At 70.3% G+C, this 11,888-nt stretch carries 11 protein-coding genes; 5 read left to right on the forward strand and 6 right to left on the reverse strand.

All coding sequences use genetic code 11. The annotated features are described in order from the left end of the window. The first annotated feature begins 135 nt into the window (after window positions 1–135). The 3 genes from M4V62_RS39300 to M4V62_RS39310 all read left to right on the forward strand — a co-directional run bounded on the left by M4V62_RS39300 (window position 136) and on the right by M4V62_RS39310 (window position 3,873). On the forward strand, window positions 136–1,134 hold the full coding sequence (locus M4V62_RS39300) for a helix-turn-helix transcriptional regulator (RefSeq protein ID WP_249591970.1): 999 nt from the start codon (window positions 136–138) through the stop codon (window positions 1,132–1,134). Between the two features lie 196 nt (window positions 1,135–1,330). Next, a complete protein-coding gene (locus tag M4V62_RS39305; protein ID WP_249591971.1) occupies window positions 1,331–2,623 on the forward strand; it encodes an alpha-L-fucosidase in 1,293 nt (430 codons plus the stop codon). 122 nt (window positions 2,624–2,745) lie between these two features. After that, window positions 2,746–3,873 carry a S1 family peptidase gene (locus M4V62_RS39310; RefSeq protein ID WP_249591972.1) on the forward strand — a complete coding sequence of 376 codons (1,128 nt, stop codon included), beginning with the start codon at window positions 2,746–2,748 and terminating at the stop codon, window positions 3,871–3,873. Between the two features lie 95 nt (window positions 3,874–3,968). Here the strand turns inward: M4V62_RS39310 and M4V62_RS39315 are convergent, their stop codons facing one another. The 6 genes from M4V62_RS39315 to M4V62_RS39340 all read right to left on the reverse strand — a co-directional run bounded on the left by M4V62_RS39315 (window position 3,969) and on the right by M4V62_RS39340 (window position 9,075). Further along, the gene (locus tag M4V62_RS39315) at window positions 3,969–4,706 is read right to left on the reverse strand and encodes a MerR family transcriptional regulator (protein ID WP_283779135.1); all 738 of its coding nucleotides are present in this window, start codon (window positions 4,704–4,706) and stop codon (window positions 3,969–3,971) included. 40 nt (window positions 4,707–4,746) lie between these two features. Beyond that, window positions 4,747–5,661, reverse strand: coding sequence for an alpha/beta fold hydrolase (locus tag M4V62_RS39320; protein WP_249591974.1), 915 nt, complete (start codon window positions 5,659–5,661; stop codon window positions 4,747–4,749). 68 nt (window positions 5,662–5,729) lie between these two features. After that, window positions 5,730–6,272: a GNAT family N-acetyltransferase gene (locus M4V62_RS39325; protein ID WP_249591975.1), complete on the reverse strand. Its 543-nt coding sequence runs from the start codon at window positions 6,270–6,272 to the stop codon at window positions 5,730–5,732. Window positions 6,273–6,372: 100 nt separating this feature from the next. After that, the gene (locus tag M4V62_RS39330) at window positions 6,373–7,329 is read right to left on the reverse strand and encodes an SDR family NAD(P)-dependent oxidoreductase (RefSeq protein ID WP_249591976.1); all 957 of its coding nucleotides are present in this window, start codon (window positions 7,327–7,329) and stop codon (window positions 6,373–6,375) included. 182 nt (window positions 7,330–7,511) lie between these two features. Further along, window positions 7,512–8,282, reverse strand: coding sequence for an MBL fold metallo-hydrolase (locus M4V62_RS39335; protein WP_249591977.1), 771 nt, complete (start codon window positions 8,280–8,282; stop codon window positions 7,512–7,514). A 235-nt stretch (window positions 8,283–8,517) separates the two neighbouring features. After that, window positions 8,518–9,075 carry a DinB family protein gene (locus M4V62_RS39340; RefSeq protein ID WP_249591978.1) on the reverse strand — a complete coding sequence of 186 codons (558 nt, stop codon included), beginning with the start codon at window positions 9,073–9,075 and terminating at the stop codon, window positions 8,518–8,520. Between the two features lie 210 nt (window positions 9,076–9,285). Between M4V62_RS39340 and M4V62_RS39345 the strand changes: the two genes are divergently transcribed. Together M4V62_RS39345 and M4V62_RS39350 are read left to right on the forward strand one after the other, a co-directional pair. Then, on the forward strand, window positions 9,286–10,557 hold the full coding sequence (locus tag M4V62_RS39345; RefSeq protein ID WP_249591979.1) for an alginate lyase family protein: 1,272 nt from the start codon (window positions 9,286–9,288) through the stop codon (window positions 10,555–10,557). A 140-nt stretch (window positions 10,558–10,697) separates the two neighbouring features. Further along, complete coding sequence (locus M4V62_RS39350) at window positions 10,698–11,867, forward strand: serine hydrolase domain-containing protein (protein WP_425575148.1); 1,170 nt, start codon at window positions 10,698–10,700, stop codon at window positions 11,865–11,867. The last annotated feature ends 21 nt before the right edge of the window (window positions 11,868–11,888 follow it).

An 11,888-nucleotide genomic window follows, 5' to 3' on the forward strand; every position in this document is an offset into this window, starting at 1 on the left:
CGCGGTGGCCGCGCTGTCGGCATGATCCCAGCTCTCGTACGACGCCGCCGCAGTCGAGTCCGTCCGCGTTCATGGAGCCACCGTGACACCCCTGGCGGACAGGATCGGTCCGCCATCTCTGGCAGGGTGGGCGCCATGGACGGGGTGCGCGACGACGAGCTGGGTACGACAGAGCGGGTGCTCACGCTGCTCGGGCTGCTGCAGCGGCGCCGGGTCTGGACCGGCCCCGAGCTCGCCGAACGGCTCGGGGTCACGCCTCGCACCGTGCGGCGCGACGTCGAGCGGCTGCGCACGCTCGGCTATCCGGTGCACGCGGGCCAGGGTGTCGGCGGCGGCTACCGGCTCGGCCCGGGGCAGGAGCTGCCGCCGCTGCTCCTCGACGACCAGGAGGCGATCGCCACCGCGGTCTCGCTGCTCGCCGGTGCGGGAGGCGCGGTCGCCGGTGCGGGCGACGCCGCACTCCAGGCGCTGGCCAAGCTCGACCAGGTGCTGCCCGCCCGGCTGCGGCACGAGGTGCGCGCGCTCTCCGGCTCGGTGGAGTTCTTCGGCCAAGGCCGCACGCCCGTCGACCCCGAGGTGCTCATGAAGCTGGCCAGGGCCTGCCGCGACGAGGTGGAGGCCGGCTTCGACTACCCCTCCGGGGGCGAGGTGCGACGCCGACGTGTCGAGCCCTACCGCCTGGTCGCCTCCGACCGGCGCTGGTACCTCCTCGCCTACGACCTCGATCGCGACGACTGGCGCACCTTCCGCGTCGACCGGATGACCGACGCGTCCGCGCGGACCTGGCGCTTTCGCCCGCGCGAGGCGCCCGACGCCGCGACGTACGTGCAGGAGGGCGTGGCGAGCCGGGTCTACTCCCACCAGGCGCGCTTCCTCGTGCACGCGCCGGCCGAGACGGTACGCGCACAGATCCCGGCGTCGGCGGCCGTCGTACGACCGCGGGGGAGCGGGCGCTGCGAGGTGCTCAGCGGGGCCGAACGCCTCGACGCCGTGCTGATGCACGTGCTCCTGCTGGGGCACGCCTTCGAGGTGCTCGACCCTCCGGAGCTGGGGGAGCGCTGCCGCGAACTGGCGGAGAGACTGCTGTCGGCCGGAGCGCCGCCTGCCCCGGTGGCGGACACGCAACAGCCTTGACCGGGAGAGCGAGTCGCGGCGCTTTGTCTCTCTCGGGCGGCCACACATCGGATGACTGGCTAGTCCCGGCGGGGCGTTGGCGGCGTACGAGCATGCGGTGAAGCCAGGTGGTTTGCATTCATCGGAGTATTGACCCGGGATTTGATGCCCCGTTAGCGTCCCCGGCAAGCCCGCCCACGACAAGGAGCGACACCTCATGAGCCCGGCCGCCGCCCCCGACACGACCTGGTTCACCACCGACCGGTTCGGCATGTTCGTCCACTGGGGCCTGTACTCCCTGGCCGCCCGGCACGAGTGGGTCAAGACCCGGGAGAAGCAGTCCGACGAGCAGTACCAGGTCTACTTCGACCACTTCGACCCCGACCGCTACGACCCGGTCCAGTGGGCGAGGACGGCCAAGGCGGCCGGCATGCGGTACGTCGTCCTGACCACCAAGCACCACGACGGCTTCTGCCTGTGGGACAGCGCCCTCACCGACTACAAGGTCACCAACACCCCGTACGGCCGCGACCTCGTCGAGCCGTTCGTCGAGGCGTGCCGCGCCGAGGGACTCAAGGTCGGCTTCTACTACTCACTGATCGACTGGCACCACCCGTCCTTCCCCGTGGACGGCACCCACCCGCAGCGCGACGACGAGGAGTTCAAGGCCGCCACCGCCGACCGCGACATCCGCGACTACCGGCGCTACCTGCACGGCCAGGTCCGCGAGCTGCTCACGGACTTCGGACGCGTCGACTACCTCTTCTTCGACTTCTCGTACGCGGGCGGCCACTGGTGGGGCGGCAAGGGCCCCGACGACTGGGACTCACCGAAACTCCTCGAGATGATTCGCGAACTCCAGCCGCACGTCCTCGTCAACGACAGGACCGGCCTTCCCGGCGACTTCGTCACCCCCGAGCAGTACCAGCCCGCGGGACCGATGACCAAGGACGGGCGGCCCGTGGTCTGGGAGGCGTGTCAGACGCTCAACGGCAGCTGGGGCTACGACCGCGACAACCTCGACCACAAGAGCGCCGACCTGCTGATCCGCATGCTCGTCGACGGCGTGTCCAAGGGCGGCAACCTGCTGCTCAACGTCGGCCCCACCGGCCGCGGAGACCTCGACCCGCGCGCCGTCGCCGTACTCGGCGACCTCGGCCGGTGGACGGACCTGCACGAACGGTCGGTCCGCGGCTGCGGCCCGTCCCCGTACACCGCCCCCGCCGACTGCCGCTACACCCAGCGCGGCGACCGCCTCTACGTCCACCTGTTCGCCTGGCCGCTGCGCCATCTGCATCTGCCGGGGCTCGCCGGCCGGGTGCGCTACGCCCAACTCCTGGGCGACGCCTCCGAGATCACCCGCATCGAGATCGCCCCCGGCGAACCCGCGCTCAGCACCGAGCTGGGCGGGCAGCCTGCAGGCACCCTCACCCTCCAACTCCCGGTCCAGCGGCCCGACACACCCGTACCCGTCATCGAGCTGTACCTGGACACCCCGGCCACCGGCTGAAGCCGTACCCGGATCCAAAAGTCGTCGGTGAACGCGACTCTCGTCTCACCCGTATCTAGGGCCGAACATGTCTCCGGCTTCGGCCGGTGGTCGAATTCGGCATCCGCACAGGAGGCGACGAGTTGAGGCACAAGCGAATACCCAAGCGAAAGGCCGTTCTGGCCGGGGCGGCGGTGATGGGCATGGTCGCGACGGCCGTCCTGCTGCAGCAGGCCAACGCCTCGCAGTCCGGGACGGAGAGCGCCTCAGAGTCCGCTGCCAAGAGGCTCAGCGCGGCATCGGCGACGAAGCTCGTCCAGCCGCTGGCATCGCAGCTCGGCGATGCCTACGGCGGGGCGTACTACGACGAGAACAAGCAGCAGCTCGTCGTGAACGTCGTGGGCGACAACAACGCGGTGAACGTCCAGGTGAAGAGAGCTGGAGCGGTGGCGCGGAGCGTCGACAACAGCACGGGTGAACTGGGCGCGGCCACGAAGACGCTGGCCAACCGGGCCACCATGGCGGGCACCGCGTGGGCCACGGACCCCCGGACCAACCAGATCGTGGTCACGGCCGACCGCACGGTCACCGGCGAACGCTGGGACAAGCTGGAGTCGACCGTCGATGCGCTCGGCTCAGGAATGGCCCGCATCCAGAAGTCCACGGGAGAGTTCAAGACCTTCGCCGAGGGCGGTGACGCCATCTTCGGCGGCGGCGCACGCTGCTCGCTCGGCTTCAACGTGACGACCCAGGACGGCAGCCCCGGCTTCCTCACCGCGGGACACTGCGGGGTGGCCGCCGAGAGCTGGTCGGACGCCCAGGACGGCGCGGCCATCGGTACGGTCCAGGCCGCGACGTTCCCGGGGGACGGTGACTTCGCGCTTGTCACGTACGACGACCCGGCCACCGAGGCCCCGAGCACGGTCAACACGGGCGACGGCCAGACCGTCGAGATCGCGCAGGCCGCCGAGGCGGCGGTCGGGCTCGAAGTGTCCCGCATGGGCAGCACCACAGGCCTCCAGGACGGTGTGGTCACCGGCCTCAACGCCACGGTGAACTATCCGGAAGGCACGGTCAGCGGCCTCATCCAGACCGATGTCTGTGCCGAACCGGGAGACAGCGGGGGCGCGTTGTTCACCGCTGACGGGAGCGCGATCGGCCTCACGTCGGGCGGCAGCGGCGACTGCACGGCGGGCGGCGAGACGTTCTTCCAGCCCGTTACCACCGCGCTGGAAGCGGTCGGCGCCGAGATCGGAGCCGGCGGCAACTGAGGTCCGCGCGGCACCTGAGGTTCGCGCGGCACCTCAGGTTCGCGCGGATTCCAGAGCGACCTTGGCCGGCCGACGGCGGTCGGCCGGCCAAGGACTCAGCTGTCCCGCACGGCGGTTCGGCGCCGCTCGGTGCGGTGGGCGAGCGCGTCGATGATGCGTTGCCATGCCGGTGACGCCTCGGAGATCCGGGCGGAGACCAGCTTGAGATATCCCGGTCGGCTGCCGTCCTGTTCGTGCTTGATCTCCCATGCGTCCAGGTCGTCGATGAGCCGGTCCAGACGTGGATCGTGCGGATTCCAGTCAACCGACTGATCACAGGCGAGAAACAGGCGCACCGTCTCGGGGTCGTCCAGACCGGCATTCTTGTCCCGTACCCGCTGTGGCATGACGTGCGGATCCAACGCCTGCATGAGGATCCACGAGTCGCGCTCAAGCAGCACTCTCCGTTCGCTGATCCCCAGACCGCGCATCCGGTCAAGGACGGCGACCACCTCGGGAGGCAGGACGAGCCTTTCGCCGCCGGCCAGTTCGGCGACCCTCCCGCGGTATTCGGTGAGCTGGTCGATCTTGCGCTGCAGTGCGGCGTCGATGTCGGTGATGGCCGCGGCGAACTCGGCCGGCTGCGCGTGCAGCAGCGCGTCGATACGGGCCAGCGGAACACCGGCGTCGGCGAGGGTCCTGATCCGGATGAGATCCACGGCCGCTTGCGCGCTGTAGCGGCGGTAGCCGGAGGCATCACGCTCGGGCTCCGGCAACAGGCCGATGTGGTGGTAATGGCGAACGGTGCGCACGGTCACCCCTGCGGTCGCCGCGAGTTGGCCGATCGTGAGCACCGTTCTCCTGAGATCTTCGTGAAGGGGGGTGGCGCCGAGCTTAGCGGCGGGCCGCCCGCTCGATGACGTCGCGGATCGCCTGGACCACGGCATCGGGGCGGTCGAAGCAGAGCCGGTGGTGGACGGTGTCCGAGAGGACGCGTTGTTCGCCGTACGACACCGAGCTCACCAGGGCCGCGTCCATGCGCGTGTGGCCGTCGTGCATCCCCCGCAGCGTCCGCTCCGACGTCAGTTCCTGCTGGGCGGGGTCGGTGCCGACCACGGTGAGGGCGACCACCGGGACGTCGGGAACGTTCGGCCCTGCCCGCAGCTCGGCGGCGAGTTCGGCCAGCCGGGTGCGCTCGGCGATGCCGACCCGGATCCACGCGTCGCTCACCTTGGCCTCGGTCAACGCCTGCCCGATGTCCTGCGGGTAGTCCGCGCGCAACTCGGCATACGTCGCGCGCAGGGCCGGCAGCATCTCGGCGAGCTGCTCCTGATCAGGTGCCATCCGCTCGACCGCGGCCAGGCTCGCCTCGGCGGGCATGAAGTCGTCCCAGTCACGGTGGAAGGCGTCCAACCAGACGAGACCGGCCACGTCCTGCGGGTACAGCTGCGCGAACCGATGCGCGTAGAAGCCGCCGAGGGAGTGCGGCACCAGCACGTACGGGGCGGGGATGTTCTGGGCGCGCAGCAGCTCACGCAGCTCCGTGGCCACCGCGGCGGCGGTGCGCGGCAGCGGGAGGGGATCGCTGTAGCCCGTGCCGCCGCGGTCGTACGTCACGGCGGTGGTGAACCGCGAAACGCCCTGCTGAACACCGAAATAGTCAAGGCCGACCGCGCCGGCGCCCGGCAGGAACACCACGGCGGGCCCGCCGCTGCCCGCCCGATGCACGAAAACACGGCGGCCCTCGATCTCCTGGAACCCTCCGACCGGCGGGGCGTGCCGAGCGGGGGAAGTGCTGTTGTTCGTCATGCGAGGAGGTTCCAACCCTGACGCAGGGTCAGGGTCAACCCCCTCCGTCACCGCACCCAGGACGCGGCTCAGAGCGGGGCAAGGATCATCAGGGCTTCGTCGCGATCGTCACCTGCGGCGAGCCGCAGGGCACCCGGCCACCGGCCGACCTCTTTCCAGCCGAGCCGCCCGTAGAAGCCCTCAAGGCCGACGCCACCGCGGGCGGCGAGGCGCAGCTGTTCCAGGCCCATCTCGTCCCTGGCCACCCTGCGGACTTCCTGCATGAGGGCACGGCCGACACCGCGCCCGCGAACGGCGGTGCGGGTCTGGACGTGGTGGACGGTTCCCCAGTGCGCGATCAGTTCGAAACAGTCGCGACGAACGTTGAGCCAGCCCGCGAGTTCCCCGTTCACGGTCGCCGTGAGGAGCCGACTGGTGTCAGGGGACAGCAGATCGACGAGGCGATCGAGAGACGGAGTCACCGTGCTGACGTCGACAGGGGGGAAGGGAAAACCGGCCGCGCCACCCGCATTGGTGACCTCGACCCAGCACTCGACGAGGGCACGCCGGAGTGGGGAGTCGATGTCGCCGGGCGACGAGAACTGCTGAAAGGCGAGGGCGGCGGCGGTCATCCCGAGATGATGGCACCCACCACTGACAGTCCCGCTGCCTGTCTGCCTGTCTGCCTGCCTGTCTGTCCGCCTGCCCGCCTGGTGAGTGACGTGCTCGGGGCTATCCGAGGTCGACGCCAAGGCCGACGTCGACGCCCGTCATGTCACAGGTCGCGTCCCACAACCGTGCCGCGGCGGTGGCGTCGGTGAGATGACTCCACACCGGTTCGCGCCGGGGCCTGCCGCGCAGGCCGAAGACGCGCGGTCCCCACAGCTCGCCTCCCCGCACCGCAGGGTCGAGCACGGCACGGACCGCGGGCCACGCGCCGGCATGCTTGCCCTGGAGGAGGAGCCCCGCCGGTGCCTTGAGGATCAGCGCGCCGGTGGTCCGCACGTGGACCGGCGGCCGTGACGGGGTGAGGGAGTCCAGCGCGCCGCCGGGGTGGACCACCACGCTGGTCACCGTGCTGCCGACGGCACGCAGGCGGCGGTCGAGTTCGAGGCCGAAGTACATCTGGGCCAGCTTGGAGCGTCCGTACGTGCGCTTGGGCCGGTAGTCCTCGCGGGACTCCAGGTCGTCCAGGTCCAGCCGCTCGGTCTTCGCCGCGAAGCTGCCCGTGGTCACGATCCGGGCCGCCGGTGCGGCCGACAGCAGCGGCATCAGGCAGTGAGTCAGTGCGAAGTGCCCCAGGTGGTTCGTGCCGAACATGAGCTCGTGACCGTCCCCGGTCTCCCTGCGCGGCGGGTCGTCGAGCGCGACACCGGCGTTGTGGACCACCGCGTCGAGGCGATCCACATCCAGTGCTTGCACGGCTGCTTCGAGCGAGGAGAGGTCCGCGAGGTCCAGCTGGACGGTCCGCACCTGTGCGCCGGGAACACGCGCGCGGATCGAGGCCCTCGCCACGTCGGCCTTCGCTGGATTCCGGCTGCCCAGCACGACCGTGGCTCCGGTGGTGGACAACTGCTCCGCGACGAAGTAGCCGATACCGGCATTGCCGCCGGTGACCAGGAAGATCCGGCCGTCGGCACGCGGCAGTCGTTCGACACTCCCGGGCGGGGTGGGGGACGTGGATGACATGGTGGCGGGTCTCCCTCGCGGTGAACGCGGCTGCCGCTGTGCAGCGGATCAGCTCGCCCCCCACACTTCCACCGGCCACCGACACATCGGCTACAGACCACCGCCAGTGCCGCCGAGCGACCGACATCCCGCCGACGCCAGGACGGGACACCTTCTACGCCCCCCCCCGAGGCAGCCGCGGCTCAACCGATCGAGAAGACGGCCCCCGGGGCGGCATGGTCGACGGGGCCGTCGAACCGGGTCGCTGCGCGGGCCACTGCCTGCCCCGGCGTGAGAGAGCGGCCCACATGCGTGACGATCAACCGTCCTGCGCGGGCGGCATCGGCCGTGTCACCGGCGTCCTCGGGCGTGTGATGGACCTGTTCGCCCTCCGAGGGCCGCTCCGCGCTGTCGGCCTCACACAGCAGTACGTCACACCCCTCGGCCAGCCGCGTGAGGTTGGCGCACGGCGCTGTGTCCCCGGAGTAGACCAACGAGCTCCCCGCGGCCTCGATGCGCAGCGCGAAGGCCGGCATGCCGTGCGCCACGGCCCGGCTGGTCAGCGTGAGCGCACCCACGCGCACCTGGTGTCCGTCGTACAACTCATGAACGTCGAAGGCCGCTTCGACCGGGCTGCGGGTCGCGGTGTTCGTGAGGAAATGGGCCAGCCGGCCGGCGATGCCCGGCGGTCCGTACAGGGGGATCGGCGCAGCGAGTCGTACGTCCGCGTAGAGCGCACCGTAGAAGGCGGTCAGCAAGTCCGCGCTGTGATCCGCGTGCAGATGAGAGATCCAGATCGCGTCCAACTCGTCGATCCGCACATGCCGTTGCAACTGCGCCAGCGTCCCACTGCCCGCATCCACCCACACCCGAGTGTCTCCGCGGGACACCAGGTATCCGGAGCACGGATTGTCCACGCTCGGATAGGGCGTCGCGGACCCCAGGACGGTGAGACGGAGAAGATCGCTGGTCATCCGGCGAGTTTAGAGAGCGTGGGCCACCGGTGCCGGCGGGCGTCCGGCCGCTCGCCGCGTTCACGTTCACCGCTGCCGCCACGCTCGCGGCAGCGGCGTTCACGTCCGTCGGGATGACCCGCGCCGCGCCGCCCCCCCCGCCCGCCTACAGATCCCCCACCCAGCTTCCGTGGAAGCCCAGCGGCACCCGGCCGGCGGCGGAGGGCAAGCGCCGTCCGCCGCCGGATGCCAGGGCTCAGGCCATGCTCGTGGCGCCGTCCAGGGACTCCCGGATGATGTCCGCGTGACCGGAGTGCTGAGCGGTCTCGGTGACGACGTGCATCAGCACCCGGCGGGCCGACCATCGCGCGCCGGACTCGAACCACGGGGCCTCCGGCAGCGGCCAGGAGACGTCCAAGTCGGGGAGAGTGGCGACCAGTTCGTCGGTACGGCGAGCCACGTCGGCGTAGTCGGCCAGGACGCCCGCCAGCGTCTCGCTCGGCAGCATCTGGAACTCGTCGTTGTGCTGGGCCCAGTCGGCCTCGGTCATGGATGTGAAGTCCTGCATGGTCGAAGGGCCGTTCAGGATGAAGTCCACCCAGGCCTGCTCGACCCCGGTGACGTGCTTGATCAGACCGCCGATGCACAGCTCGCTCGCGGTGGTTCGCAGGCCGGCCTGCTCGTCCGTGAGATCACGGGCGGTGAAGCGCAGGAAGTGCCGGTGCTTTCCCAGCGTCTCCAGCCATTCGGCGCGCTCGCCGGTGATGGCCGGGCCCTCGGCCAGGTCGCGGGTGGTCGGCTCGTTCGCAGTCATGGTCTCCGCCTTCCGGTGTTCTGCTCCGTCGTTCAAGGAAGACACTATGCGTCGTATAGGTCAGTTGCTGTCCTAGATGAGGCGCTGGGTGAAGAACGCTTCTCGTCGCACCCGTTGCCGGGGTGGCCCCGCTGGTTCTACGCTCGCCCGGTTCACATGAAGAACGCTGTTCACATCCATGGCTCATCATCTCTGCGACTGGAGTGTGTGATGCGCGCAAGATCCCGGGTACGGTTCGGCGCCTTGCTCACCGCGGCGGCAGCCCTCGCCTCCGTTCTGACGCCGGCCGCGAACGCCACCGCCCACGAGGGCGCCCCGCGAACCGCGGTGCTCGACGGCGAACGGCTCCAGCAGACCAAGCTCCGCCTGGACCAAGGAGATCCCGAACTGAAGCGTTCGGTAAGGGACTTGACGGGCCGCGCCGACGGCTGGCTCGACCAGGGTCCCTGGACGGTCGTCGACAAGCCGAAGCCCGCGCCCGGCGGCGACGTGCACGACTATCTGAGCCAGGCGCCCTACTGGTGGCCCACGCAGACACCGACCGCGGACAATCCGTGGGGCTGCCCGTACGAACAGCGGGACGGGCAGCGCAACCCCGAGGTCGATACCGGGACCGACCGCCAGGACGCGGAGAGGGTCTTCGACTCGACGTACGACCTCACGCTCGCCTGGTACTACACGGGCAAGAAGAAGTACGCCGAGAAGGCCGCGTCCGTCCTGCGCACCTGGTTCCTGGACCCGGCGACCAGGATGAACCCGAACCTGGACCACGCGCAGTTCATCCCCTGCAAGTTCGACGGCCGGGCCATCGGCATCATCGACTTCTCGCAGTCGTACACGAGCGTCGTGGACGCGATCGCGATCCTCGGCACGGGCGCACCCGGCTGGTCGAAGGGCGACCGCTCCGCGATGGGGGAGTGGAACAAGGACTTCCTCGGCTGGCTCGTCGACAGCGACTTCGGCAAGCAGGAGAGCGCCGCGCAGAACAACCACGGCACGTTCTACGACATGCAGGTAGCCGCCCTCGCCTACGCGACCGGCGACACGGCCCTGGCCCGCCGCACTGTCCTCGACGCCCGTGCCCGGCGCATCGACCCCCAGATCGCGGGCGACGGAAGCCAGCCGCAGGAGCTGGCCCGGACGCGGAGCTGGCACTACTCGACCTTCGACCTCGTCGCCTACACCCGGCTCGCCGCGATCGGCCGGAACGTGGGAGTGGACCTCTGGTCGCACCAAGGCCCCGACGGACAGAGCCTGTTCAAGGCCGTCGACTACCTCCTGCCCGCGGCCACGGGCGCGGCGCAGTGGCCGCACCCCGAGCTGGAGTTCCACCGGTTCGCGGCGAGCGACGTCGTGCACGCGGTGGCCGATGCCGGGGACGCCGCCGCGCGCAAGGCCGTCCCGAAGCTGGAGGCACCGCCCGGCGGGGACCTGTGGGCGCTGCGCCCCGCGGCCGAGCAGCTGGACTCGATCGCTGGCTGAGCGGCGGGCCCCCGGTTGGCGCGGGGGTTACCCCTACCTGGAGCTGGGCGGTTAGCGGGATCGTCCCGCAAGGTCACCGACGGAAATGCTGGGTCCGGCAAGTACCGCTGGGTTCCCCAAGATTCCGTAGGAGTTGGCTCGTGCGTGAGCAGGTATGGCAGACGTCGCGTTCTTCCGGGCGGCAGCAGGGCGGTCGGCGCAGAGCCGTGCCGGCCGCGGCCGCGGTGGCCGTCGGCGTCATGACGATGGGCGCCCTTTCGCCGACCGCGGCGTCCGCCACCGCCGGGCCGGACACCGTCCGGCAGGGCCTGAACGCGCTGGTGCGTTCCGACGGAGTGCCCGCAGCGCTGGCGAGCGTCAAGGACCGTGACGGCCGCACCCGCACCTACACCGCGGGGGTCGGCGACCTGGCCACCGGCGCGAAGGTGCCCAGGGACGGTCAGGTGCGGATCGGCAGCAACACCAAGACGTTCACCGCGGTGCTCGTGCTGCAACTGGTCGGGGAAGGGAAGATCGACCTGGACACGTCGATCGACACCTATCTGCCGGGACTCGTACGCGGAGAGGGGATCGACGGAAGCCGCATCTCCGTCCGCCACCTCCTGCAGCACACCAGCGGACTCCCCAACTACGTCAACTACCTCGGCGAGGACGTCCGGCACTACGAACCCCGCCAACTCCTGGACATAGCCCTCCAGCACAAGGCCCGCTTCGACCCCGGGGAGAAGTGGGAGTACAGCAACACGAACTACGTGCTTGCGGGCCTGCTCGTCGAGAAGATCACCGGCCGCCCCCTCGAAGAGGAGCTGGAGCGGCGCATCATCAAACCCATCGGGCTGCGCCACACCTACTTCCCCGCCCCCGGTGACGTGACCATCCGAGAGCCCCATCCCAAGGGCTACTACCAGGAAACGGCGGGCGCGCCTCTGCGCGACGGCACGGAACTTGACCCCTCCTGGGGCTGGGCGGCAGGCCAGATGATCTCCACCAACACCGACCTCAACCGCTTCTTCACGGCGCTCCTTTCCGGCCGCCTCCTGCCCAAGGCCCAGCTCGACGAGATGCGCACCACCGTCCCCGCCTCAGAGCCCTTCGCCTCGGGTGCCCGTTACGGACTGGGGCTCGTGAGCACGCCGCTGTCGTGCGGCGGTGTCTACTGGGGCCACGGCGGAAGCACCACGGGGTACGAGACCCGGGGCGGCGTCACCGGCAAGGGGCGCGCCGCCAACGTCGCGGTGACCACCCAGCCGAGCGACAAGGCCACCATGAAGCACGTCGAGAAGGTCGTGGACGAGGCCCTCTGCCGCTGAACCGCGCCATCGCTCCCCTCC

Origin of the sequence: Streptomyces durmitorensis (genome assembly GCF_023498005.1) — a bacterium.
Lineage (GTDB): Bacteria > Actinomycetota > Actinomycetes > Streptomycetales > Streptomycetaceae > Streptomyces > Streptomyces durmitorensis.

Bases quoted from the DNA above. Each gene is read 5' to 3' on its own strand.
- M4V62_RS39305 (WP_249591971.1), top strand. From the start codon at position 1,331: ATGAGCCCGGCCGCCGCCCCCGACACGACCTGGTTCACCACCGACCGG.
- M4V62_RS39330 (WP_249591976.1), bottom strand. From the start codon at position 7,329: ATGTCATCCACGTCCCCCACCCCGCCCGGGAGTGTCGAACGACTGCCG.
- M4V62_RS39325 (WP_249591975.1), bottom strand. From the start codon at position 6,272: ATGACCGCCGCCGCCCTCGCCTTTCAGCAGTTCTCGTCGCCCGGCGAC.
- M4V62_RS39345 (WP_249591979.1), top strand. From the start codon at position 9,286: ATGCGCGCAAGATCCCGGGTACGGTTCGGCGCCTTGCTCACCGCGGCG.
- M4V62_RS39340 (WP_249591978.1), bottom strand. From the start codon at position 9,075: ATGACTGCGAACGAGCCGACCACCCGCGACCTGGCCGAGGGCCCGGCC.
- M4V62_RS39320 (WP_249591974.1), bottom strand. From the start codon at position 5,661: ATGACGAACAACAGCACTTCCCCCGCTCGGCACGCCCCGCCGGTCGGA.
- M4V62_RS39335 (WP_249591977.1), bottom strand. From the start codon at position 8,282: ATGACCAGCGATCTTCTCCGTCTCACCGTCCTGGGGTCCGCGACGCCC.
- M4V62_RS39300 (WP_249591970.1), top strand. From the start codon at position 136: ATGGACGGGGTGCGCGACGACGAGCTGGGTACGACAGAGCGGGTGCTC.